This window comes from Bacillus cereus group sp. N12 (genome assembly GCF_016483575.1).
In the GTDB taxonomy this organism is placed as follows: domain Bacteria; phylum Bacillota; class Bacilli; order Bacillales; family Bacillaceae_G; genus Bacillus_A; species Bacillus_A toyonensis.
In genome coordinates, this window is sequence record NZ_JAEHBO010000080.1 from 1 (window position 1) to 23,465 (window position 23,465).

Sequence of the window (23,465 nt, forward strand, 5' to 3'; positions counted from 1 at the left end):
ACATACATAGAATATAATATACGTCTTTGTACTGGCTTTAAACCGTCACGCGCATCTGGAAGCGCGCGGTCTTGGATTATATATTTACTATAACGTGCAAAGCGGTCACCTAACACGTCTTCAAGCGGGAGGTCATGAAACTTCTCTGCCTGCATGTTATTCCACCTCCGTCTCCATAATCATTTCGTTTTCTAAAATATTTCCTTCTTCTTGCATACCAAATTGTACATTACGCTCAATCCATTTACGGCGCGGTTCTACTTTATCGCCCATTAATGTAGTTACACGGCGCTCTGCTCTTGCTGCATCATCAATTTTCACTCGGATTAATGTACGCGTTTCAGGGTTCATCGTCGTTTCCCATAACTGATCTGCATTCATTTCACCAAGTCCTTTATAGCGCTGCAACATATAACCTTTACCGACCTTTTTCGTTACACCATCTAATTCTTCATCAGACCATGCATATTCAATTACTTCACTTTTCCCTTTCCCTTTACTTACTTTATATAAAGGTGGAAGTGCAATAAATACTTTACCAGCTTCGATAAGTGGTTTCATATATCTGTAGAAGAAAGTTAATAACAATACTTGAATATGAGCTCCATCCGTATCTGCATCGGTCATAATAACAACTTTATCGTAGTTAATATCTTCAACAGCGAATTCATTTCCTACACCGCCGCCAATTGCATAAATAATTGTATTAATCTCTTCATTCTTAAAAATATCAGCAAGCTTTGCTTTCTCCGTGTTAATTACTTTACCACGCAATGGTAGTACCGCTTGAAAACGACGATCTCGCCCTTGCTTTGCTGAACCGCCGGCCGAGTCACCCTCTACTAAATACAATTCGTTTTTTTGAGGGTTACGTGATTGTGCAGGTGTTAACTTCCCGCTTAAAGTACCTTCTGATTTTTTCTTTTTCTTACCACTACGTGCTTCTTCTCTCGCTTTACGAGCAGCCTCACGTGCTTGCGCTGCTTTAACTGCCTTTCTCACAAGAAGTGTAGCTACATCCGGGTTTTCTTCTAAAAAGTAAGCTAAATGCTCTGATACAATTGCATCAATAGAAGAACGGGCTTCACTTGTACCAAGTTTCCCTTTTGTTTGTCCTTCAAACTGCAGTACTTCTTCTGGTACACGTACAGAAACGATAGCCGCTACACCTTCACGAATATCTGTACCTTCTAAGTTTTTATCTTTTTCTTTTAATAATGAAACTTTACGAGCATACTCATTAAACACACGTGTCATCGCTGTTTTAAATCCAGCTTCGTGTGTTCCACCATCTTTTGTACGTACGTTGTTTACAAACGAAAGAATATTTTCTGAGTAACCATCATTAAACTGGAATGCTAGTTCTGCTTCAATCCCGTTTTGTTCACCAGTGAAATATACAACTGGATGAATTGAATCTTTTTCTTCGTTTAAGTATGAAACGAAAGCTTCAATTCCTGTTTCATAATGAAATATATCTTCTAAATCATTACGTTCGTCTTTTATCGAGATTTTCATTCCTTTTAATAAGAATGCAGATTCACGTAATCTCTCACATAATGTTTCATAATTGTAATTTGTCGTACTGAAAATCGTTGTATCTGGTTTGAAGTGCATTGTCGTACCAGACTCTTTTGTTTTCCCGATTTTTTCTAACGTCGTTGCAGGAACGCCACCATTTTCAAAGCGTTGTTCATAAATGTTACCATCACGTTTAATTGTTACTACTAACCATTCTGACAAGGCGTTTACAACTGATGCCCCAACACCATGTAAACCACCACTCGTTTTATAGCCACCTTGACCAAACTTACCACCTGCATGAAGTACAGTTAAAATAACTTCAGGTGTAGGTTTCCCAAGTTTATGCATTCCCGTAGGCATTCCTCGCCCTTTATCAATAACGCTAATACTATTATCTTTATGTATTACGACAGAAATTTCGTCGCCAAATCCCGCTAACGCTTCGTCAACGGAGTTATCTACTATTTCATATACTAAATGATGCAATCCACGGCTATCCGTACTCCCGATATACATACCCGGGCGTTTTCGAACGGCTTCAAGTCCTTCTAACACTTGAATTGCATCTTCATTGTATTGGAACTGATGCTTCGCCAAACTCCTTGCCCCTTTCCTAATCAAATCAGAACATATGTTTCTATTATAGAATAACGCCTCGACTATAGTTTTGGCAAGTTATCTTATCTCTTTTATATACCATTTTCAATAGAAAAATCCTTGTTTTTTCACAAGGATTCCTCTAGGCTACTATTTCAGAAAAATAATCGTTTGTCAACGAGAAATGGATATGTATTCCAAGATTACACATTCCAAACCTTTATCATGATCCAAATGATCAATATCCAAAACGGGATAACAAGTAACAATCCCCAAAAACAGCCTTTAAAAAATCTCATGATGAACACCTCGTTCATCGGCCCTACTTATCTATAACGAGGGCTGAATCAATCTTTCTATCTTTAAAATCTATACTATTTTGTCATCGCATGTTCTACTTTAATACAACGGTCCATTATTACAGTATAGTCTTTTTCTTTTAAAAGTTTATATGTATCTTCATCTTGTACTCCTAGTTGTGCCCAAAAAACATCTGCATCAATCTCTACAAACTCTTTCGCAACACCCATTAAAAATTCTGAACGGCGGAATACGTTTACGATATCAACATGTTCTTTAATATCCGCCAGTGAAGGAACTGCCTTTTCTCCAAGTACTTCATCAACTGTTGGATTTACCGGTATAATGCGGTACCCTGCATCTTGCATCGCTTTTGAAACCATATACGATGTACGTTCTGGTTTATCTGATAATCCAACAACCGCAATCGTTTTACTTTTCTTCAATACTTCACCAATTTCCGTACGAGTTGGGTTTTCAATTGTCATAATTAGTCCCTCCTATTCCTTTAGTATATCCGATAAAGAAAGTCTCTTTCAACATGAAAGAGACTTTCTTTTATTCCGATTATTGATTCTTAGTAGCTGAATTATCTGCTAACGTAGCTGATTTCGTCATTTTTTGACCATTGCGATAGAATGTAACTTCTACTTTCTCGCCAACTTTTTTCTTTTCATATAAATATTTACGGAATTGAAGAGCATTCTCTACCTTTTGATTATCTAATGCTACTACAAGATCATATTGCTCTAAACCTGCTTTTTCTGCCGGTGATATTGGATAGATTTTACCTAATACAACGCCATTTGTGACTTCTTTTGGCACTTTCAGCTGATTTACTGCATATGTTTGCACATCTTCTAATGAAACGACACCTACTCCAAGCGCTGGACGTTTCACTACTCCATCTTTTTCAAGCGATTCGATGACTGGTTTTGCAATATTAATCGGAATTGCAAATCCGATTCCTTCAACTTCTTGCTGCGCAATTTTACTCGAGTTAATACCGATTACTTCACCGTTTTGGTTAAATAATGCACCACCACTATTGCCAGGGTTAATCGCTGCATCTGTTTGAATAACTTGTGCTTGCCAATCTGGGCGTTTGTCCCCATCAATATCAACTGGAATTTCGCGTTCTTTACTACTGATTATACCTTCCGTTACACTGCCATCAAATCCAAGTGGGTTTCCGATTGCAATCGCTTTTTCACCAGCACGAAGTTTACTGGAGTCACCTAGACTTGCAACTTTATTTACATTAGATCCGTCAATTTCAACAACAGCTAAGTCTAACCAAGGATCCTTACCAACTAATTTTGCATCAACTTGCTTTCCATCACTTAGTTTCACAGCAAGTTTATTCGCTCCATCTACTACGTGGTTGTTCGTTACGATATATGCTTTATTTCCTGCTTTTTTATAAATAACACCTGATCCTGAACCAGCTTGTTGTTCTTGACCTGTCGGTTGCATTGCAAATGGATCGACACTTTGTTGCATATTAATAACACCTACAACAACATCTTTCGCACCTTCAACCATACCTGGCAAATCAGTTTCGTTTTTTGATTTATTGACAACAGGAACTACAGTACCTTCTACTTGTTTATTAGAATTGAATGATGAAACTGCCGCTCCATTATTTTGCACCCATGGCATATAAGGTGCTGCAAAACTAATCGAAACCGCCCCGACTACAGCTCCCACTAAACCTGTGAAGAAATAACCTTTTTTACTTCCTGATTTTTTCACTTCTCTCGTTTCACTATGCTCTTCATTCAAATTTGGTCCGTCGTAATATCCCATTTTTTATTTCCCCTCTCTGGTGAATTCGTATTTTCAGTATAGTCACGTTTTGTGTCCTTCTTGTGAACTCATCGTGAAATCCAATTAAAAAAATACTCCTATCTACCATTGTAGACAAGAAAATTATTTTTTGAACATTCTACCTTCAAAAAGAGGATATAAAATTGCTAAATTCCCGGGCTAAAGTGCACAATTCATTCCAGATTATTCTTCGAATTTATAACCAACTCGAATAACAGTACCGATATGCTTCGCTTTATCTCCTAGCTTATTTCGCAATTTTTTAATATGCGTATCAACCGTTCGGTCATCACCGTAGTAATCATATCCCCATAACTGATCTAATAAATGTTGACGTGACAACACAATTCCTTTGTTCTCCATTAAATAAACGAGAAGTTCAAATTCTTTATGCGTCAATATAATTTCTTCTCCATCTACTAAAACAGTTCTAGATAGACGATTCACTTCTATTCCAGCTAAAGACATAGCATTTTCTTCCGCTACTCCTACCGCACCATCCGCACGTTTCAATAACGTCTTCGCGCGAGCTACTAACACTTTCGGGCTAAATGGTTTCGTTACATACTCGTCTGCACCTAATTCGAAACCTAGCAATGTATCATCCTCATCCGAACGTGCTGTTAGCATAATAATTGGTACTGCTGATTCTTTTCTAATTCGTCTACAAACAGACCATCCATCTATTTCTGGTAACATAATATCTAACATAATTAAATCAATTTCATGCTCTGCAAATAACTCTAGCGCTTTTTTTCCATCTTCTGCTTCGATTACTTCAAAGCCTTCATTACGAAAATAATCACTAACAATTTCACGTAATCTTCTTTCGTCTTCAACAAGTAATACTGTTTTATTCATATAATCTATCCCGCCTTTTTACTCTTTCAATCGAATAATACATTGATTGGAGCTTCCGCGAAATGGAAGTGTTAAATCTCTTTTCTCGATTTCAAATCTTCCATCGACTAAAACATCCCCATAGTGTAACAACTCTATCATATCATTATTTTGAGAACTCTGTATCTCTTCTAACGTATAACCTGTATACATCCATAGATTTTTTTTCAAATCTTTCACGGCTTTTGCTACTTTTTTCACTTCAACAGCTTGAAAAAACGGATCTCCACCTGAAAATGTTACATCAGTTAATGGATTACTTGCAATCTCTTTCACAACTTCTTCTACCGTCATTTCAGTTCCATTGCAAATATTCCAAGATTTCGGGTTATGACACCCGAAACAACGATGCGGACAGCCCGCAAAAAACACGACTGTCCGCAACCCTTCTCCATCTACTACACTATCATGAATGATATTCATCACTTTCATTTATGCTTCACCCGATCCATCTCTTCGCTACGTTTCGCACTATTCCACTTCGACATATCTCCCACAAGATAGCCAGTTATACGGCGAATTCTTTCTATATTGGTCTCGTCTTCATTTCCGCAGCTTGGACATTCATTTCCAATAACTCCGTGATAGCTGCAGCATGTACAACGATCAACAGGATGATTAATTGAACCGTACCCAACGCCATGCTCTGCCATCGCTTGTACAATTTGTTTTAACGCCTTTTGATTATGCATCGCTGCTCCGTCTAATTCAATATACGTAATATGCCCCCCATTACATAGAGCATGAAAAGGTCCTTCTAAACGGATTTTATTTATCGCTTGAATGTTATAATAAACTGGAATATGGAATGAATTCGTATAGTAATTATGGTTCGTTATACCGCTAATCTCACCAAATTCCTCTCTATCTTTTTTCACAAACTTCCCTGATAAACCTTCTGCAGGAGTTGCAATTATTGAGAAATTCAGTTGATGTTCTTCCGTCGCCTTATCCATTCTCTCCCTCATAAAGGAAATAATTTCATATCCAAGTTTCCATGACTCTTCATCTTCCCCATGATGCTTTCCTGTTAAAGCTACTAAACATTCCGCAAGACCGATAAAACCAATACTTAACGTCCCTTGCTTTAAAATAGGTGCTACAGAATCTTCAGGCTGTAATGTTTCTCCGCCACGCCATACACCTTGTGAATATAAAAATCGAAAATCTCTCGCTCGCTTCGTACATTGATACGCGAATCTCTCTAATAATTGCTTAATTCCTAAATCCAAGTAATAATTTAGCGCTTCAAAAAACGCTTCTTTCGATCCACTAATTAGCCCTAATTTCACTAAATTAATAGAAGTAAACGACAAATTACCTCTTCCTATTGCCGTTTCTTCTCCATGTATATTAGACATAACACGAGTGCGACATCCCATGTAACATACTTCACTTTCAGGTCGTCCATCATAGTGCACTGCATTAAACGACGCATCTAAAAATGAAAAATTAGGGAATAATCGCTCTGCTGTCGTCTCTAGTGCTAATTCAAACAAATCATAGTTCGGGTCACATTCTTCAAAGTTTACACCTTTTTTCATTTTAAAAATTTGAATAGGGAAAATCGGTGTTTCTCCTTTTCCAAGTCCAGCTTGCGTTGCTTTTAACAGCTGTTTAATTAAAAGCCTTCCCTCTCTCGATGTGTCTGTTCCGTAATTAATAGAAATAAACGGTACTTGTCCCCCGCCCCTACTATGCATACTATTTGAATTATGAACGAAAGCTTCACACGCCTGATACGTATCGCTTTCTGTTTCTTTCCATGCGAATTCCTCAATTTGTTCTTTCGTAAGCGGATATGATTGTAGTCGCTTTTTATGTCTCAGTACGGTTTTTCTCACATAGGGAGCTAAATCAATATCAAAGAGTGCAAACGATTGACCACCGTGCTGCATATTTTGATTCGCTTGAAAAATAATAGACGAAAGTGCCAACGCACTTTTAATGTCTTGCGGTTGTCTCATATGTCCATGTCCAGTATGAAAACCGTTAGCAAGCATTTGTGCTAACGGAATTTGCGAACAAGTCGTCGTTCCTGTCGCATAAAAATCTAAATCATGTGGATATAATATATTTTCATTTATCGCTTTTTTCACTTGGTCTGACAATAAATTTTCAACTGCATAATATTTTGCACTCTCAGATGCGAACGTTCCCATTACTCCCATCGGAGAGCGCCCATCTACATTTGCATTCTCTTGCATTAAATCTTGTTCATTGCCGTGGACAATTGTCCCAAACACTTTCATTAATTCTTCTCCACGTGTATTTCGTTGTAACATTTATAACCCTCCATCAATATGTTGTTATCTTTTGATTAAAATGTTACAACATATAGTCTTGTTGTTTCTGTGAGAAATGTAACATTCCTGTGAATTTTTTTTCACGAAATAATGAATTTTTCATTTACAAAAAAGAAATGTGCTCTTTACAAATGTATGGTACAATAAACGGGAAAAACTCTTTTTACCCTTTATCAACACATTTGAATAAAGGAGACTGAACTTATGGTTACTACATATCTTTTATTTATCGTTGCCTACTTACTTGGCTCGATTCCATTTGCATTAGTCGTTGGAAAAATCGGCTATGGAATCGACATTCGTGAGCACGGAAGCGGTAATTTAGGCGGAACAAATACATTCCGCACATTAGGGAAAAAAGCAGGTTTTACCGTTACAATTGCTGACATTTTAAAAGGGACATTAGCAACAGGTCTACCGATAATTTTCGGATTAGATATTCACCCACTATGGTTCGGATTAGCAGCTGTTCTTGGACATGTATATCCGATTTTTGCAAAATTCCGTGGTGGTAAAGCAGTTGCAACTTCTGCCGGGGTGCTATTATGCTACTCACCAGTTGTTTTTGCAATATTAGCTGTTGTATTTTTCACCCTTTTATTTACAACAAGATACGTATCACTTTCTTCTATGGTAACAGCTGTCGTTGCTGTTATTGCATCCATTGTTAGCGGGGATAAAATCTTCATTATTGCGATGTGTTTATTAGCAGGTATGGTTATTTATAAACACCGTGCAAATATCGGACGAATTATAAATAAAACCGAACCGAAAGCAAACTTCTCAAAAAAGCAAAAATAAGGTTGTAACCCACATAACGCAAAAAGAAAACGTGAAGCATATTAATAGCGTCTTTTTGCGTTATTTTTTATACTAAAGAAAAAGCAACATAATTTGGAGGAACTATACATGAATCTTTCCGTAACAAAAGAAGCAGCACAATGGTATAAAAACGAATTAAACTTACAATCAGGTGAAACACTACGCCTTTTCGTACAATACGGCGGTTGCAGTACTGTGCAAAAAGGACTTTCTTTAGGTATTCGTAAAGATGACCCTGCACATCCTGCTGTTCAAACTCAAGAAGAAGGTATTAACTTCTTTATTGAAGGCGATGATGAGTGGTTCTTCGATGGACATAATTTATCTGTTACACTTAACGACGGTGATGATTTCCCTCAATTTAATTATGAGAAGTAAAAAAAGCGTGGCTTCTGCCACGCTTTTTTTATTTCTTTTTAATTTCCTCATATTTCGCATACCACTCAGGATATAATTTTTTAAATGATACAGGGCGGAACCCTTCTTTTTTCGCACAAATATTCGTCGTACTTGCAGTGATGCAAAGCTCACCATCACCGTTATATATTTCATAACCATATACAACACGAAGCGGGCTCACAGTATCAATCCACGTTTTCACAATTGCTTTTTCTCCGTAACGCATCGCTTTACGATATGAAATTTGCAAATCTAATACAGGAGAAATAATTCCCTCTTTCTCCATTTCAACATATGAAAATCCTAATTCTTGTATAAGTTTCGTGCGCCCAAGTTCCAGCCACACTAAATAGTTTGAATGGTAAACAACACCCATCTGGTCTGTTTCCGCATAGCGGATTTCAACTTCATATTCTGCTACAAACATTTCTATTCGCCTTCTTTCACTTCTGCTACCTTGCATACATTTAATCATAATACAGTGGAATCAAAAATAAAATAAAAACAGTGAATCTTTTACCGAAAGGGGCAAACACATGATCCAAATTGTAACTGTTCGTAGCGGTGATAGTGTTTATGGTTTAGCATCAAAGTACGGATCTACACCTGAAGAAATTGTAAAAGACAATGGACTAAATCCTGCTGAAACACTCGTTGTTGGTCAGGCACTTATCGTTAATACAAAAGGAAATAATTATTATGTACAGCCTGGTGACAGCTTATATCGAATTTCTCAAACGTATAACGTTCCTCTCGCTAGCTTAGCTAAAGTTAATAACCTTTCATTAAAATCTATTCTCCATGTCGGACAACAATTATATATACCAAAAGGTACAAAACGAGCAGTAGAATCCATCGCTTATTTACAACCTTCAACAATACCGATAAAAGAAAGTTTAGTAAATGCTACACGTGCTATTAATCCATTTTTAACATATTTAGCCTACTTCAGCTTTGAAGCAAAAAGAGACGGCACTTTAAAAGAACCAACGGAAACAGCGAAAATCGCTAATATTGCAACGCAAGGTAAAACCATCCCTATGCTCGTTATTACAAATATTGAAAATGGAAATTTCAGTGCCGATCTGACATCGGTTATTTTACGCGATGCAACAATCCAAAACAAGTTTATTACTAACATTTTGCAAACAGCTGAAAAATATGGCATGCGAGACATTCATTTCGATTTCGAGAGTGTGGCACCCGAAGACCGCGAGGCATACAATCGCTTTTTACGAAATGTGAAAACACGCTTACCTAGCGGGTACACATTAAGTACAACGCTTGTACCCAAAACAAGTTCCAATCAAAAAGGGAAATTTTTTGAGGCTCACGATTATAAAGCACAAGGACAAATTGTTGATTTCGTCGTCATTATGACATACGACTGGGGTTGGCAAGGCGGGCCACCGATGGCGATTTCTCCTATTGGTCCTGTGAAAGAAGTACTTCAATATGCGAAATCTCAAATGCCACCACAAAAAATTATGATGGGGCAAAATTTATACGGTTTCGATTGGAAACTTCCGTTCAAACAAGGAAATCCACCCGCAAAAGCAATCAGCTCTGTTGCAGCTGTTGCACTAGCTCGTAAATATAATGTTCCTATCCGCTATGATTTCACGGCTCAAGCTCCTCATTTCAATTACTTTGACGAAAACGGCGTACAACACGAAGTTTGGTTTGAAGATTCACGGTCCGTACAAAGTAAATTTAATTTAATGAAAGAACAGGGCATCGGTGGTATTAGTTATTGGAAGATTGGTTTACCATTCCCGCAAAATTGGCGTTTACTCGTTGAAAACTTTACGATTACAAAAAAGGGCTGACTTTTGTCAGCCCTTTTTTCATATTACTGTTACAAAACGTCTTTCATTCCCTCATAAAAAAGAAGAATGATAACATTCTCCTTTTAACCGTTATCAACAATCGGTTGTTTACCAGTTTGGTCTTGCATTTGTTTTCCTTTATTGCCACCAGCTTTTTTCGATTGCGTTCCAATATGATTCGGTGCAAAATCTTTTGAATTCTTTTTCGGATTACCCATTACTATCGCCTCCTTAACACTAGTATCGTACTAGTGTTAAGAATTATTCAGCTTGCTTAAAAAGTTTCATTTCATAACGTTTCTCAATACGCTCTTCAATGCGATCAATTGCATCACGATCGCTTAATAATTGTTGTTTATTTTCATTTACAAGTTCTTCAAACGATTTGCGGCGACTTCTTCTCATGCTGTTCACCCTCTCTCTTTCTCATTCTTACTACATAGTATGAGCAAACAAAAAACTCTTTAATCAGATTTGCAAGAAAATTTTATGTTTTAGTACTCCTAAAAAAAACGCTATGTACAATAATTTGTACATAGCGTTTTTTATACCATAACATTTAAATACTCTTTGAGCTTCTCATCTGCATTCGTTTCATTTTCTCTATACGTATCAAGTGCTTGTAATACAAAATCATACTGTTCTAAAATATAACTTTCTAATTTCAAGACATCCGCTAAGCTATTAAGCATAACTCTTGTATTACCAACTTCACTTTTTAGAGCAGGTTCACATATTAAGCTCGTACATATTTCTTTCACATCATCTTCTACTATTTCTGTTAATACGTATTTCTTTCGTCCTTTTACTTTTAATCTCATAACTGGATAAAAAGCTTTTATATCTAAATAACTTCCTACGTTCATACAACGCAGCCATTCTACATTGCGTTTATTGCGGACAAGTATTTCTTTCACCGCTTCGTATACCGCAGTTTCATCAAGCACAGCCTTATTTACTTTTCGTTTCCCTTTTTCTTCAATAGATGTACATTTTTGATAAACAGCTGCACACGTAATACAGTCGTCAAATGCATTATGAGAACTTAGACGAATTCCAAGCATTCGCTTTAACGTCTCAAGTTTATGATTAGGTGCGTGCTTCATATATTTTTTTGCTAAAAACACAGTGTCAATCACCTTATTTTTAGGTTCAGGAAACCCAAGCATATTTACATTACTTTTCAAAAAGCGCATGTCAAAAGAAGCATTATGAGCCACAATAACATTTTTATGTAAAAATGCTAAAAATAAAGGTAAAACTTCTTCAATCGTGGGTGCATCTGAAACACGATAATTTGTAATACCTGTTAAACTCGTAATTCGGCTCGGAATCTGACGCTCTGGATTCACGTATGAAACAAATTGATCTACCAGTTCATGATTACGATATTTCACAGCTGCAACTTGAATAATTTTATCATTATAAGGGTTAAATCCTGTTGTTTCAAAATCAATTACAACATAATCTAACGGTAAGGATACATTCCCCACTCCATACACTCCTTTATCTCTAAACGTTTATATTTCTTACATCATATCATGAAGTTATGACTACTTGAAAAAGAAAAGGCAGAAATGGGAACTCTCCACCTCTACCTTTTCACCGTTATTTTAATTTAGCAATTCGTTTTTCCATCTCTTTTTGCGTCATCGGTCCAATGAACTTATCCTGAATGACGCCTTTCGTATCTATAAAATACGAAGTTGGGATCGTAATTACTTTATAAGCTGTTGTCACATCAATGTTCTTGTCCAATAAAATAGGAAAAGTAATCCCTTTTTCCTTAGCAAAATTGCTTACTTTTTCTTCTCCCCCACCTTTTTCTGAAGGCGTATAATTTATTGCTAAAATTTCTACGTTTTCTTTATGTTCTTTATAGAAAGCCTCCATATCAGGCATTTCTTGCTGACAAGGCCCACACCACGTTGCCCAAAAATTTAAAATAACTTTCTTTCCTTTTAAATCCGATAGCTTTACATTCGTTCCATCTAACTTAGTTAATTCAAAGTTTGGTGCACTCTTTCCTACTTCAATACCATTACTTGCAATCATCTCTTTCATAGCAGCTTCACTTTTTTCTTGCTTCCCTTGTACCGCCTGATCTTTATTACCGAACTGTTCATAAGCTGCATATCCCGCTAAACAAAGTAACACTACAATAATCGTAAGCTTCCGCCACATTTTATATCACCCTAACGTGTTTATGTACTTTTAACAAATTCATCAAAATACTATATACCTTATTTTAGCTTATACGGACGAGCTTGGAAATATTCACAGTCAAAATAATCGGAATATTTGTAATATACATGAAATATTTACCTTTTTATCATATAATTAGAAATATATACAAAAAAATGCGAGGTGATATATATTTTACAATTGCTTATCAACCCTTTCACTTTCATTTTTTTCACTTTACCATTACTATGTATTTGTTTTAGCAGCTTGCTATATAAATTTAAATGGGCTGCTATTATTATTTCTTTTACTGTCCCTATTATATTTTTCATTACCGTCTCTGAATTTGACATACACCTAGCTTTACAAAGCTTTGATGCTTGGATTGTTTTTAGTGCTGTTTATTCTGTACTTTCCTACATAACGGCAGCAGTAATAAGAAGAAAACGGCACATATAGAAATGTCAAAAAGGAGGATATTTTTATGAATTTACTTGAAAAAATACTATTATATATTCTTAGTTTTATATTTTCCCCAATTGGCATTATCACTTGGATTATCTCGCTCTTCAGTAAAGATCCTGAAAAAAAGCAAGTGGGACTTATTTGTCTCTATATCGCTCTTATCTCATTTATCCTATTAGCCGGCCTTGGTGTTCTTAGTTTCTTCACGACGACTACCACCACTACTATACAATAGTTATAGGAGGGATGATTATTTTGGGAGAACATCCTATAAGTAAAGAACTTCGTTATATACGAATATGTTTAGTTGTTTTGGTAATTGTTCTTGTATTTTTCAATGGTGAAAGAGTCGTTGAAATTTCTACAAATCATGATTCTATAGAAAATGTTTCGACCAGTAATATGACACAGATTGCTGAAAATACATTTGCCATTCAAGAATATAATTCATCTCTAAGTAGCGAACATACGGTCAAAATTTTCAAATATAATCCAGATACAAACCAACTGACTCTAATGAAAGAGTTTAGTACTAACGATACTGAGCCTTATACGTATCAACTTAATAAGAATGAATAAAGATAAGAGCATTATATCGCTCTTATCTTTTTATTAACATCTTTTTGAAAAATGACTTATATGTTAATAACTCTCTAGGATCCCCACATTCCACAACAATTCCATTATTCATGACAACAACCCAATCCGCTATCATCGCCCTCTCGACATCATGTGTTGCCACAATTCTCGTGACCTCTCTTCCTAATCCTTCTATCATATTCCAAACAGTTTCTTGATTTCTCGGATCTAATCCCGCGGTTGGTTCATCTAAAATAATAAGATTCGGATTTGAAACAATGGCACGTAATAATGCAAGACGTTTTCTTTCCCCTCCAGAAAATTCTACACCGCTTTTATGTAGTTCAGTTTCAATCCCTTCTGATAAATCTCTAATAATCGGTTTCACATTTACAAGTTCAATATTTTTTTCTAATTGATTTTCTAAATACTCTTCTCCGAAATGCACATTCTCTTTTACTGTCGTCCGAAAGAAACGAGGTTCTTGCCACACTGTAGTCATACGAGCCTCATTACCATAATAAACAATGCTACCGTTAGATGGTTTATACAAACCTGTCATTAATTTTAAAAGCGTCGCCTTTCCTGCGCCACTTTCTCCCACAATAATAACGAGTTCACCAGGGTGAATTTGCAAATCAATATTATGAATTCTGCATTTCTCTCCATCACTTTCCTGAAATGAAACATTTGTTATCGTCATCCCCATCGCTCTTTCTACCTTTCTATCTGCCCCTCGTTTATCTAAAAAAGAAAAAACTCTATTTGCCGAAGCAGCTGCAACTTGTGTCATCATTAATAAATCGCCAACGTAACGAACTGGAAAAAAGAGCATTTCAATTGTAGCTAACACGGCAACAAGTGCACCAACTTCCATTTCCCCCTTCATTATTTTCTGCGCGCCTATAATGAGAACAACGATATATGCTCCTGTTTCAATCACTGTTCCAACTACTCCAATACAGTGTTGCATCATCGTCTTCTTTACTTCTGTTTTATAGGATTGTGCTGTTACTCCTTTAAATAAGCGAATGGCCCACTTTTCTTTTTGCAAACTACGTAAATCTTGTACGCCTTTTACAAACTGCGACACCATCTCTACAACACTTGATTGATTGTTTTGAGCGATGCTTGCGATATTCCTGACCTTTTTCCCCATCAACATCGGAACCATTGCACTAAAAAATAAAAACGGAGTTACCCACAATATAAACTTCATATCTATATGTTGTAGTGCTATGAACGCACCTATAAATTGCGCAATAGCGTGAATATATTCTATTAATATAGAACCATATAATCTGACCCAATTCGGAATATCAGACACAACTAGCGTCTCTAACTCTCCTTGCTTAATCTTCTCACTCTCTTCAAATGGTAATAAGAAAAAATGACGCAATACATCTATACGCTTCTTTCGCAATATTCGTTGACTCGCTTTTGAGCTTACATAATCAAATGAAAGATTGTTCACCCACATCAACAAGCGGCTCCCCACAAACAATGCAATATATACATACGTAGCTTTTAACTCCCGCTGAATCAGGTTATCTACAATTAGCCCCATGAATAGTGGACGGGATAAGTTTAAAATAGCAGCAAAGCATCCACTACATACAGCTGCTATTACTAATAATTTTTCTTTCTGTAACGGTAACAATATTCTTTTATATTCTTTCATGACGTTTCCTCCATTTTTTATAGTAAAAAGAAAGGGATGAAACCAAATGGTTTCATCCCTTTCCATAAAATAAGGAAGCTAACAGTTGTTAGCTTCCTTCTCGTTCATTTCAATTATTTAGTTCGACACTTTAGATTCTTCAATTTTCTCACGAAGAACCATTTGTAAGATACCACCGTGACGGTAGTAGTCAATTTCAACTTCACTATCGAAACGAGCTACTACTTCAAATTGTTTTTCGTTGCCATCTACATCAGTTGCAACTACTTTTACAAGATCGCGTGGTCTAACTGTTTTGTCAATTTGAATTTCAAATGACTCGTTACCAACAAGACCTAACGTTTCAGCACTTTCGCCATCTTTAAATTGAAGTGGTAACACACCCATTAACACTAAGTTACTACGGTGAATACGCTCGAAGCTTTCTGCGATTACTGCTTTAATACCTAATAAGTTTGTACCTTTCGCAGCCCAGTCACGAGAACTTCCCATACCGTAATCTTTACCAGCAACAACTAGAAGGCCTGTGCCATCTTCTTTATATTTCATAGCAGCATCATAGATAGATGTTACTTCCCCAGTTGGCCAATATGTTGTATATCCGCCTTCTGTTCCTGGTGCGATTTGGTTTTTAATACGGATGTTCGCGAATGTACCACGCATCATAACTTCATGGTTACCACGACGAGAACCGTAAGAGTTAAAGTCAACTGGTTGTACGCCGTTTTCTAATAAGTAGCGTCCAGCTGGTGTGTGCTTACCAATTGAACCTGCTGGTGAAATATGGTCTGTCGTTACAGAATCTCCAAATTTACCAACAATGCGTAAACCTGATAATGTTTCAACTTCACCTGGTTCTTTAGATAATCCTTCAAAGAATGGTGGGTTTTGAATGTATGTTGAATCATTATCCCAAGTATATAAAGCTTCATTTGAAGTTTGGATTTCATTCCAACGCTCATTGCTGTTAAATACTTGTGCATATTCTTTCTTGAACAATTCAGATGTAACAACACTTTGAACTACATCTTCAATTTCTTTAGCTGATGGCCAAATATCATTGAAGTATACAGCATTGCCATTTGCATCTTTACCAATTTCATCATTTTTCAGGTCAATATCAACAGTACCTGCAAGTGCATATGCCACAACAAGTGGTGGTGATGCTAAATAGTTTGCTTTTACAAGCGGGTGAATACGACCTTCAAAGTTACGGTTACCAGATAAAACAGATGTTACTAATAAATCGTTTGCTGCGATTGCTTCTTCTAATTCCTCTGCTAGTGGACCAGAGTTACCGATACAAGTCGTACAGCCGTAACCAACTGTTTGGAAACCTAATTGATCTAAATATGTTGTTAAACCTGATTTATCTAAGTACTCAGTAACAACTTTAGATCCTGGTGCTAATGATGTTTTTACGTACTCAGGTACTACAAGCCCTTTTTCAATTGCTTTCTTCGCAACTAGACCTGCCCCAATTAATACGTATGGGTTTGATGTATTTGTACAGCTTGTAATTGCAGCGATTGCAATTGCACCTGTTTTCATCGTTACTTCTTTATCTTCTAATGTAACCTTCACTTCTTTATCGAACTCTTGCGCATTAAATCCAAGTCCTTGTGTTCCAACTGGTGCTACAACAGCTTTGTGGAACGCATCTTTCATATCTGAAAGTGGAATTAAATCTTGTGGGCGTTTCGGTCCAGAAAGGTTAGATTCAATTGTATTTAAATCAATTTCAACAAGATCAGTGTAAATTGGATCTTTGCTGCCTGCTGTATAGAATAAGCCGTTCGCTTTACAATATTCTTCAACAACGCGAATTTGTTCTTCATCTCTACCTGTTAAACGTAAGTATTCTAATGAAATATCGTCAATTGGGAAGAATCCACAAGTTGCACCGTATTCTGGTGCCATGTTTGAAATTGTTGCACGGTCAGCTAAAGGCATGCTCTTTAGTCCATCACCGAAGAACTCAACGAATTTACCAACTACACCTTTTTGACGTAATACTTGTGTTACTTTTAATGCAACGTCAGTTGCTGTAGTACCACTTGGAAGTGTACCAGTTAATTTCACACCGATTACTTCAGGTACTGGGAAGTATGAAGGCTGTCCAAGCATTCCTGCTTCTGCTTCAATACCACCAACGCCCCATCCAAGAACGCCGATACCGTTAATCATCGTTGTATGTGAGTCTGTTCCAACTAATGAATCTGGGTATGCAACTAAATCGCCTTCAGCATTTTTCACCGCGTGAACAACTGGTGCTAAATATTCAAGGTTTACTTGGTGTACGATACCTGTTGCTGGTGGAACTGCACGATAGTTATCAAATGATTTTTGTGCCCAGCTTAAAAATTTATAACGTTCTTCATTACGTTTAAACTCTAAGTCCATGTTGAATGCAAGCGCATCTGCCGTACCCGCTCTATCAACCTGTACAGAGTGATCAATTACAAGGTCTACAGTAATTTCTGGATTAATTTTATCAGGATCTCCGCCCATGTCTGCCATTGCTTTACGAAGCGAAGCCAAATCTACAACAGCTGGAACACCTGTGAAGTCTTGTAAAATTACACGAGATGGTTTAAATGGAACATCGATATCTTGAACATCTTTCGTTCCCCATTTCGCTAAATTTGTAACATGTTCTTCTGTAATTACGCGTCCGTCTACTTGACGCAGTACAGATTCAAGTAAAACTTTCACGGAATATGGTAATTGAGATACGTTGCCAACCCCTGCGTTTTCAAGCGCTTTCAATTGATAATAATGATACGTTTTTCCATCTACTTCGAAAGTTGCGCGTGATTGAAATGGATTATGTTTGACCATTATGTTTCCCCCCTGTTAAACGTGACTAAGTTGTCTGAATATAAAATGTAGACAAACTTTTCAATACCTTACGATAATATCTTATTACAACTTTCTAAATAAGTAAATAATAAGAAACTTATGGATTATCATAAGTTTTCTTTATATTTCTAAATTTGAATAGTGTTCATGCTCCTTATGAATACTATTACCATAAAGTAAAGTACTCTTTCAGCGCTTTACTTTACGTTCATATATGTTATGAACAGCTCATGTTTTATCTATAAAAAAACATTATAGAGGTGAGAAAAATGAGTAAACGAAAAGCAAATCATACTATTTCAGGAATGAATGTTGCATCCGCACAAGGACAAGGTGCTGGTTATAACGAAGAGTTTTCAAATGAGGCGTTAACTCCAGCAGAGCGACAAAATAATAAGAAACGTAAAAAGAATCAGTAACAAAAAAACCAAAAGGTATGTCTGCCTTTTGGTTTTTTTCTAATGTTTATAACGTAATAACTCCGAAACCGTTACAAATCGATATCCTTGCTTTTTAAGCTCAGGTAAAATTTTCGATAACGCTGCCACTGTTTGACTACGATCACTTCCTCCATCGTGCAACAGTACAATATCTCCACTTTTAGCATGTTTCACAACATGATTTACAATGGACTCAGTACCTGGATTCGCCCAATCACGAGGGTCTTGATGCCACGACCATAGAACAGTTTGATAACCAGCTTCTTTAGCTGTTTTAAATACAGCATCGTTAATATATCCGCCTGGAGGACGGAACAACAAAGGTTCTTTCACCCATTTTTTAAAGTATTTCTTTCCATCTAAAATATCATTTTCTAATTTTTCATCAGATGAATTACTCGCATACAAATGATTCATCGTATGATTTCCAATTTCATGCCCCTCTTTTAACACTTGCTTTACTAAATATGGATTACGCTGCACACGGAATCCAATCATAAAAAAAGTCGCTTCTGCTTTATATTGGCGTAATAAATTTAATATTTGTGGTGTATAAGTTGGATCAGGTCCATCGTCAAATGTAATTGCGATAATTTTTTCACTATTAGGTACTTCCCACGTTACATAGCCAGTTGGTTCTAGCTCTTTTCTAAGCAACATTTTCGCTTCCACTTTTTCCACTTGAAATATATGTACTGCACATAGTAAAGAAAAAACTAATAGAAAAACCTTCTGTTTTAACATAGCGTTCGTTAAAGTAATAAGGTTGTCGAATACGCAACAACCTCTTTTACTTTTCTAGTTGATCTACATTTCGCATAATATTTTGAAGATTATTTTCGTATTGCTCAAGTTGTGGACGTTGCGTTTCCGAAGCTACTTCTAGTGCATTTTGAATTTGTTCATACGCTTCCTGAACCTCTTGACGTAACTCTTTTAAATCATGACCGTAGTTCGGATCATTTTTCACGATATTGTTAAATGAATTTTCTGCTTGTGTAACCCCTTGCTGAGCTGCTTGAAAAGCTTGTTGCTTATCTTTATGATATGGCATTATACAATCCCCTTTCCATAATAGTTAGTCCCATTTATCTTTACCCTTTTTTCTAAAAACATTCTCGTATAAATTTACAAACTTCTCTCATTCTAAATAGAAAGAGGAGGTGTCACATACAATGGGAAAAAACAATCGTGAATCGAAAGAAAAAAAAGGACAACCTGAACCATTAAGCGGATCTCATAAAGTAAAAAATCGTAACCATTCACGCCAAAAAAACCATGCGCATCATGATATGTAATAAGAAAATATTCACATACTGTGTATATTCGACATAAAATGTTTATATTTTGCCATTTATTCTTCACCTCTATTTCATTCATGCATAACATGATATGAATTGATATTTTACGGAGGGTGTCTTACATGGGCAAGAAAAAGAAGGATTGTCTTTTTCATGTTGATGGTTTCGAAGAATGGATGGATCAATTTTGTTCTGATTCTTGTAGCAACTTTAGTTTTCCAAATGAAATTCATATCGATCTTTGTGAAACAGAGGAAGAATACATTTTGGAAACAGATGTACCAAATGTGACTGAACAAAATGTACGCATTAAAAAGATGGAGACAGGCCTAAATATATGCATACTTCATAAAAATACTTCTTTACAGCGAACAATCTCTTTACCTACTACTATCATTTATAAGAAGATGCTAGCCTGCTTAGAGAATGGATTTTTAGCCATTCATATTTCCAAAAATGAAGTTGCCAATAAGCATGAAAAGAAGGTTCTTTTTTCAAATTGAGAGTTAACGTAAATACAAAAATAAGCCCCAGCAAGTTGCTGGGGCTTATTTTATTTCACTTGTATTTCTATATTATAATTTCTATCGTACCTTTTTTTCAATAAATCTTTTGTAACTAAAAGTACAGGAAATGCTACAGTTGAAAATAGGGCTAGCGCTAAAAATACTACAAACCCATTTTGATACCCGTAATAATCGAGTAGTACTCCCCCAAACCAAGGACCAATTACTCCTCCAATTCCTGAAAAGCCCATCGCTCCGAAGTATGTTCCTTTCAGGTTGGAATCAGCGATCTCATCAATAAATACATCTGTCATTGAAAACATTAAAACTTCTCCAAATGTGAAAATAATGGTACAAATAGCTGCTCCTAACATAGATTCTACTAGTCCAAATCCAAATAATCCCCCACTCACAAATAACGTTCCAACCATAATTGATGCTAACGGTGTATACTTTTTACACATTTGAATGACAGGGTATTGAATAACCACTACTACAATTGCATTTAAAGCTAGCATATATGAGAACAACTTTACCCCATCCTGAAATATATGTGCATTAGCAAAATATTGAGATACTGTCGTCGTTAAATGTGAAAAACCACTATTACTCAAAATAATACCGACTAACGCAACTAAAAATACTACATCCTTTCGCAATATACGAATTGCATTTAGCATTGTAACAGGATTTTCTGTATTCATTTTCTTTTTACTAAGTGGATATTTCTTAAATTGCAGTGCTAATATAGCTGTATATAGAATGTAAACTCCAGCGGCTACTAAAAAAGGAATTGTTGATTTTGCACTTCCGAGCTGTAATCCAACAATTGGTCCAATCGCAACCCCAACATTTATTGCACCATATCGTAAGTTATAGACGAGTAACCGATACTCTGGCTTTGTTAAATCTGATAATAACGCTCTTGATGTCGGTTCAAAAAAAGAACGACATAATCCATTCAAAGCGTTTAATAAAAAGAAACTCAAAACATGATCTGCAACTGAAAATCCGATAAATACAAACACCCAAACAATCATGGACCATATTATAATCATCTTCCGACCAAATCGATCCGATAAATTGCCCCCAATAAAACTAGCAAACACTCCAACAAGCGCACTCGTTCCAATAATAGCACCCGTCATTCCAGCTGAAACGTCTTTAACAGTTGTTAAATAAATTGCTAAAAAAGGAATACTCATTGAAGTTGCAAACCTTGCAAATAATGTCCCTATTATAATTGTCATGCCAAGTGGATGAATATTTTGTAACTTCCCCTTCATCTTTAAACCTACTCTCCCTTTTCTTACATAAAAAAAGAAAGCAAAGGATCTGCTTTCTTTTTCCTTTTTATACTTGAGATGTTTGCACCCGAGCCGCTCTCGATATGTCCATATCAATGCCATATGTAAACTGTAATTCTTTACAAATATCTTTAATTAAAATTGCTACGTTATACTTTTCATTAAATTGTAAAACAATACTTTCTACTTCTTCATATGTATACTTATATTCGCCAGTAATTACACTTTTTAAATCAAAGCATTCATTCATACAAAGCTGCACAAGTAATTGATCATACTTCTCTATCACATCTTCTTTTTTCCACAGTAACTCTTTTACATATAACCGATCAAATTTCACGCTTTCTCGATTACACTCCGTTAAAATCCGGGCCATTTCATTTAATTCTCGGTATAATTCAGAAATATTTCTGTTTAAACTAAGCAGTTTATCTACGCCGTTTTCATATAGCATTTCATTCCACCCCCGCATTTTCTTTTCCTTATTATAGCAAGAAAATTCTAAAAATAGTTTCTTTCTTCTGAAATATTAGGAAACTTATTTCAATTGTTTTACAATGAAACTAGTGAATACGAAAGGGGAAAGAAAATTGGAGCAAAAATTATATTACATCGACGCTTATACGAAAGACTTTACTACGAAAATTATAAAGCAAGATTATGATAAAGAAGATAACTTATATGTTGTTTTAAATGAAACGGCATTTTACCCAACAGGCGGTGGACAACCATATGATACTGGCACACTAAATGGTACCTTAGTCACTAATGTTGAAGAAGTAAATGGAGAAATCCGCCACTTCATTGCAGAACAATTAGAAACAGCAGAAGTAGAAGGTAAAATTAATTGGGAGCGCCGTTTTGATCATATGCAGCAACATGCAGCTCAGCACATTTTATCTGCTGCTTTTTGGGATCATTTTAACATACCCACTATCGGATTCCACCTTGGAAAAGATACGGTGACAATTGATTTAGAAACAGAAAATCTTCCTGCAGAAACGATTGAAAAAGCAGTGCAAATTGCCAACAATATTGTTTTTGAAAACCACCCAATCCGTATTCAGTGGATGAACTTAGAGGAAGCGAAAACGTTACCTCTTCGTAAAGAACCGACTTTAACCGAAAATATACGCGTTGTTATTATCGAAAACTTTGATTATAACGGCTGTGGTGGAACTCATCTGAGACGTACAGGTGAAGTAGGTCTTATTCAAGTACTTAATTGGGAGCGCAATAAAGGTGGTATTCGATTAACGTTTATCGCTGGCTGGCGCACACTGAAATTAATGGGACAACAGCAACAAATTATGAAAGATGTTTCTAAACAATTAAATAGTAGCGAAACTGATATTCCAGCAAAAGTAGCACAACTTCTTATCTCTCAAAAAGAAAACGAAAAAGCGATACAGACAATGAATGAAAAATTATTATTTGCAGAGGCAAATGAACTATTACAACAGCCTGCAGAAATACATGCTGGATTCCTTATTTCTAAAGTATTTATAAATCGTTCTATGCAAGAAGTTGCCAAACTATCTGCTATCATTATAGAACAACAAGAGCATGCAATTACATATTTCGTCATTGAAAATGATGACAAACTACAATGCATCCTCGCTTGTGGAAAAAC

The 23,465-nt window shown here is 36.0% G+C and carries 27 protein-coding genes; 9 read left to right on the forward strand and 18 right to left on the reverse strand.

Annotation, left to right across the window (positions count from 1 at the left end; all coding sequences use genetic code 11):
- The 7 genes from JDS92_RS24935 to JDS92_RS24965 all read right to left on the reverse strand — a co-directional run.
- A partial coding sequence (locus tag JDS92_RS24935; protein WP_199632684.1) for a DNA gyrase subunit A occupies positions 1-155 on the reverse strand: 155 nt, incomplete at its 3' end.
- A gap of 1 nt (position 156) precedes the next feature.
- Positions 157-2,121, reverse strand: coding sequence for a DNA topoisomerase IV subunit B (parE, locus tag JDS92_RS24940; RefSeq protein ID WP_001062195.1), 1,965 nt, complete (start codon positions 2,119-2,121; stop codon positions 157-159).
- 374 nt (positions 2,122-2,495) lie between these two features.
- The gene (locus JDS92_RS24945) at positions 2,496-2,909 is read right to left on the reverse strand and encodes a CoA-binding protein (protein WP_000151385.1); all 414 of its coding nucleotides are present in this window, start codon (positions 2,907-2,909) and stop codon (positions 2,496-2,498) included.
- A gap of 79 nt (positions 2,910-2,988) precedes the next feature.
- Entirely contained in the window at positions 2,989-4,230 is a 1,242-nt protein-coding gene (locus JDS92_RS24950) for a S1C family serine protease (protein ID WP_000542629.1), read from the reverse strand.
- A gap of 204 nt (positions 4,231-4,434) precedes the next feature.
- Entirely contained in the window at positions 4,435-5,112 is a 678-nt protein-coding gene (locus JDS92_RS24955) for a response regulator transcription factor (protein WP_001044679.1), read from the reverse strand.
- 18 nt (positions 5,113-5,130) lie between these two features.
- Positions 5,131-5,583: an anaerobic ribonucleoside-triphosphate reductase activating protein gene (nrdG, locus tag JDS92_RS24960; RefSeq protein WP_097854488.1), complete on the reverse strand. Its 453-nt coding sequence runs from the start codon at positions 5,581-5,583 to the stop codon at positions 5,131-5,133.
- The gene (locus JDS92_RS24965; protein ID WP_000941745.1) at positions 5,580-7,436 is read right to left on the reverse strand and encodes an anaerobic ribonucleoside triphosphate reductase; all 1,857 of its coding nucleotides are present in this window, start codon (positions 7,434-7,436) and stop codon (positions 5,580-5,582) included. The genes nrdG and JDS92_RS24965 overlap by 4 nt, the downstream gene beginning before the upstream one ends.
- A gap of 225 nt (positions 7,437-7,661) precedes the next feature.
- Here JDS92_RS24965 and plsY point away from each other — a divergent pair, with 225 nt between their 5' ends.
- Together plsY and JDS92_RS24975 are read left to right on the forward strand one after the other, a co-directional pair.
- Positions 7,662-8,258 carry a glycerol-3-phosphate 1-O-acyltransferase PlsY gene (gene plsY / locus JDS92_RS24970; protein WP_000258971.1) on the forward strand — a complete coding sequence of 199 codons (597 nt, stop codon included), beginning with the start codon at positions 7,662-7,664 and terminating at the stop codon, positions 8,256-8,258.
- 108 nt (positions 8,259-8,366) lie between these two features.
- Positions 8,367-8,657, forward strand: a complete 291-nt coding sequence (locus JDS92_RS24975; protein ID WP_001054451.1) for a HesB/YadR/YfhF family protein — start codon at positions 8,367-8,369, stop codon at positions 8,655-8,657.
- A 28-nt stretch (positions 8,658-8,685) separates the two neighbouring features.
- Here the strand turns inward: JDS92_RS24975 and JDS92_RS24980 are convergent, their stop codons facing one another.
- The gene (locus JDS92_RS24980) at positions 8,686-9,105 is read right to left on the reverse strand and encodes an acyl-CoA thioesterase (protein ID WP_000495823.1); all 420 of its coding nucleotides are present in this window, start codon (positions 9,103-9,105) and stop codon (positions 8,686-8,688) included.
- A gap of 109 nt (positions 9,106-9,214) precedes the next feature.
- Here JDS92_RS24980 and JDS92_RS24985 point away from each other — a divergent pair, with 109 nt between their 5' ends.
- The gene (locus JDS92_RS24985) at positions 9,215-10,507 is read left to right on the forward strand and encodes a glycoside hydrolase family 18 protein (RefSeq protein WP_000614830.1); all 1,293 of its coding nucleotides are present in this window, start codon (positions 9,215-9,217) and stop codon (positions 10,505-10,507) included.
- An 83-nt stretch (positions 10,508-10,590) separates the two neighbouring features.
- Here the strand turns inward: JDS92_RS24985 and sspN are convergent, their stop codons facing one another.
- The 4 genes from sspN to JDS92_RS25005 all read right to left on the reverse strand — a co-directional run bounded on the left by sspN (position 10,591) and on the right by JDS92_RS25005 (position 12,691).
- A complete protein-coding gene (sspN, locus tag JDS92_RS24990) occupies positions 10,591-10,725 on the reverse strand; it encodes an acid-soluble spore protein SspN (RefSeq protein ID WP_000527987.1) in 135 nt (44 codons plus the stop codon).
- A gap of 43 nt (positions 10,726-10,768) precedes the next feature.
- Entirely contained in the window at positions 10,769-10,912 is a 144-nt protein-coding gene (locus tag JDS92_RS24995) for an FbpB family small basic protein (protein WP_001254699.1), read from the reverse strand.
- Between the two features lie 140 nt (positions 10,913-11,052).
- The gene (locus tag JDS92_RS25000; protein WP_098711103.1) at positions 11,053-12,000 is read right to left on the reverse strand and encodes a 3'-5' exonuclease; all 948 of its coding nucleotides are present in this window, start codon (positions 11,998-12,000) and stop codon (positions 11,053-11,055) included.
- Between the two features lie 115 nt (positions 12,001-12,115).
- Positions 12,116-12,691 carry a redoxin domain-containing protein gene (locus JDS92_RS25005; RefSeq protein WP_000269081.1) on the reverse strand — a complete coding sequence of 192 codons (576 nt, stop codon included), beginning with the start codon at positions 12,689-12,691 and terminating at the stop codon, positions 12,116-12,118.
- A gap of 484 nt (positions 12,692-13,175) precedes the next feature.
- On the opposite strand from JDS92_RS25005, the gene JDS92_RS25010 reads away from it, so the two are divergent.
- Positions 13,176-13,391 carry a hypothetical protein gene (locus tag JDS92_RS25010; RefSeq protein WP_097958413.1) on the forward strand — a complete coding sequence of 72 codons (216 nt, stop codon included), beginning with the start codon at positions 13,176-13,178 and terminating at the stop codon, positions 13,389-13,391.
- A gap of 11 nt (positions 13,392-13,402) precedes the next feature.
- Entirely contained in the window at positions 13,403-13,735 is a 333-nt protein-coding gene (locus JDS92_RS25015; RefSeq protein WP_097953676.1) for a YmzC family protein, read from the forward strand.
- A gap of 22 nt (positions 13,736-13,757) precedes the next feature.
- On the opposite strand, the gene JDS92_RS25020 is transcribed toward JDS92_RS25015, so the two are convergent.
- The gene (locus tag JDS92_RS25020; protein WP_199632685.1) at positions 13,758-15,416 is read right to left on the reverse strand and encodes an ABC transporter ATP-binding protein; all 1,659 of its coding nucleotides are present in this window, start codon (positions 15,414-15,416) and stop codon (positions 13,758-13,760) included.
- Positions 15,417-15,533: 117 nt separating this feature from the next.
- Positions 15,534-18,257: an aconitate hydratase AcnA gene (gene acnA / locus JDS92_RS25025; RefSeq protein ID WP_087968847.1), complete on the reverse strand. Its 2,724-nt coding sequence runs from the start codon at positions 18,255-18,257 to the stop codon at positions 15,534-15,536.
- 290 nt (positions 18,258-18,547) lie between these two features.
- Between acnA and sspO the strand changes: the two genes are divergently transcribed.
- Entirely contained in the window at positions 18,548-18,697 is a 150-nt protein-coding gene (gene sspO, locus JDS92_RS25030) for a small acid-soluble spore protein O (protein ID WP_000044267.1), read from the forward strand.
- Positions 18,698-18,736: 39 nt separating this feature from the next.
- Here the strand turns inward: sspO and pdaB are convergent, their stop codons facing one another.
- Complete coding sequence (pdaB, locus tag JDS92_RS25035) at positions 18,737-19,462, reverse strand: polysaccharide deacetylase family sporulation protein PdaB (protein ID WP_002039311.1); 726 nt, start codon at positions 19,460-19,462, stop codon at positions 18,737-18,739.
- 46 nt (positions 19,463-19,508) lie between these two features.
- Entirely contained in the window at positions 19,509-19,772 is a 264-nt protein-coding gene (locus JDS92_RS25040) for a hypothetical protein (RefSeq protein WP_001146300.1), read from the reverse strand.
- Between the two features lie 121 nt (positions 19,773-19,893).
- Between JDS92_RS25040 and JDS92_RS25045 the strand changes: the two genes are divergently transcribed.
- The gene (locus JDS92_RS25045; RefSeq protein ID WP_000517651.1) at positions 19,894-20,016 is read left to right on the forward strand and encodes a small acid-soluble spore protein P; all 123 of its coding nucleotides are present in this window, start codon (positions 19,894-19,896) and stop codon (positions 20,014-20,016) included.
- 125 nt (positions 20,017-20,141) lie between these two features.
- Complete coding sequence (locus JDS92_RS25050) at positions 20,142-20,522, forward strand: Hsp20/alpha crystallin family protein (RefSeq protein WP_140158427.1); 381 nt, start codon at positions 20,142-20,144, stop codon at positions 20,520-20,522.
- Between the two features lie 50 nt (positions 20,523-20,572).
- Here the strand turns inward: JDS92_RS25050 and JDS92_RS25055 are convergent, their stop codons facing one another.
- Both JDS92_RS25055 and JDS92_RS25060 read right to left on the reverse strand, forming a co-directional pair.
- Positions 20,573-21,811 (reverse strand): MDR family MFS transporter, encoded by a 1,239-nt coding sequence (locus JDS92_RS25055; RefSeq protein WP_098711105.1) that lies wholly within the window; start codon positions 21,809-21,811, stop codon positions 20,573-20,575.
- Positions 21,812-21,878: 67 nt separating this feature from the next.
- The gene (locus JDS92_RS25060; protein ID WP_097958420.1) at positions 21,879-22,286 is read right to left on the reverse strand and encodes a hypothetical protein; all 408 of its coding nucleotides are present in this window, start codon (positions 22,284-22,286) and stop codon (positions 21,879-21,881) included.
- A 136-nt stretch (positions 22,287-22,422) separates the two neighbouring features.
- Between JDS92_RS25060 and JDS92_RS25065 the strand changes: the two genes are divergently transcribed.
- On the forward strand, positions 22,423-23,465 hold a 1,043-nt coding region (locus JDS92_RS25065; RefSeq protein ID WP_199632686.1), incomplete at its 3' end, for an alanyl-tRNA editing protein.

Excerpts from the sequence above, each read along its gene's own strand:
- JDS92_RS24945 (WP_000151385.1), bottom strand. The coding sequence starts at position 2,909 with ATGACAATTGAAAACCCAACTCGTACGGAAATTGGTGAAGTATTGAAG.
- JDS92_RS24950 (WP_000542629.1), bottom strand. The coding sequence starts at position 4,230 with ATGGGATATTACGACGGACCAAATTTGAATGAAGAGCATAGTGAAACG.
- JDS92_RS24955 (WP_001044679.1), bottom strand. The coding sequence starts at position 5,112 with ATGAATAAAACAGTATTACTTGTTGAAGACGAAAGAAGATTACGTGAA.
- nrdG (WP_097854488.1), bottom strand. The coding sequence starts at position 5,583 with ATGAAAGTGATGAATATCATTCATGATAGTGTAGTAGATGGAGAAGGG.
- JDS92_RS24965 (WP_000941745.1), bottom strand. The coding sequence starts at position 7,436 with ATGTTACAACGAAATACACGTGGAGAAGAATTAATGAAAGTGTTTGGG.
- plsY (WP_000258971.1), top strand. The coding sequence starts at position 7,662 with ATGGTTACTACATATCTTTTATTTATCGTTGCCTACTTACTTGGCTCG.
- JDS92_RS24975 (WP_001054451.1), top strand. The coding sequence starts at position 8,367 with ATGAATCTTTCCGTAACAAAAGAAGCAGCACAATGGTATAAAAACGAA.
- JDS92_RS24980 (WP_000495823.1), bottom strand. The coding sequence starts at position 9,105 with ATGTTTGTAGCAGAATATGAAGTTGAAATCCGCTATGCGGAAACAGAC.
- JDS92_RS24985 (WP_000614830.1), top strand. The coding sequence starts at position 9,215 with ATGATCCAAATTGTAACTGTTCGTAGCGGTGATAGTGTTTATGGTTTA.
- sspN (WP_000527987.1), bottom strand. The coding sequence starts at position 10,725 with ATGGGTAATCCGAAAAAGAATTCAAAAGATTTTGCACCGAATCATATT.
- JDS92_RS24995 (WP_001254699.1), bottom strand. The coding sequence starts at position 10,912 with ATGAGAAGAAGTCGCCGCAAATCGTTTGAAGAACTTGTAAATGAAAAT.
- JDS92_RS25005 (WP_000269081.1), bottom strand. The coding sequence starts at position 12,691 with ATGTGGCGGAAGCTTACGATTATTGTAGTGTTACTTTGTTTAGCGGGA.
- JDS92_RS25010 (WP_097958413.1), top strand. The coding sequence starts at position 13,176 with ATGAATTTACTTGAAAAAATACTATTATATATTCTTAGTTTTATATTT.
- JDS92_RS25015 (WP_097953676.1), top strand. The coding sequence starts at position 13,403 with ATGATTATTTTGGGAGAACATCCTATAAGTAAAGAACTTCGTTATATA.
- JDS92_RS25020 (WP_199632685.1), bottom strand. The coding sequence starts at position 15,416 with ATGAAAGAATATAAAAGAATATTGTTACCGTTACAGAAAGAAAAATTA.
- acnA (WP_087968847.1), bottom strand. The coding sequence starts at position 18,257 with ATGGTCAAACATAATCCATTTCAATCACGCGCAACTTTCGAAGTAGAT.
- sspO (WP_000044267.1), top strand. The coding sequence starts at position 18,548 with ATGAGTAAACGAAAAGCAAATCATACTATTTCAGGAATGAATGTTGCA.
- pdaB (WP_002039311.1), bottom strand. The coding sequence starts at position 19,462 with ATGTTAAAACAGAAGGTTTTTCTATTAGTTTTTTCTTTACTATGTGCA.
- JDS92_RS25040 (WP_001146300.1), bottom strand. The coding sequence starts at position 19,772 with ATGCCATATCATAAAGATAAGCAACAAGCTTTTCAAGCAGCTCAGCAA.
- JDS92_RS25045 (WP_000517651.1), top strand. The coding sequence starts at position 19,894 with ATGGGAAAAAACAATCGTGAATCGAAAGAAAAAAAAGGACAACCTGAA.
- JDS92_RS25050 (WP_140158427.1), top strand. The coding sequence starts at position 20,142 with ATGGGCAAGAAAAAGAAGGATTGTCTTTTTCATGTTGATGGTTTCGAA.
- JDS92_RS25055 (WP_098711105.1), bottom strand. The coding sequence starts at position 21,811 with ATGAAGGGGAAGTTACAAAATATTCATCCACTTGGCATGACAATTATA.
- JDS92_RS25060 (WP_097958420.1), bottom strand. The coding sequence starts at position 22,286 with ATGCTATATGAAAACGGCGTAGATAAACTGCTTAGTTTAAACAGAAAT.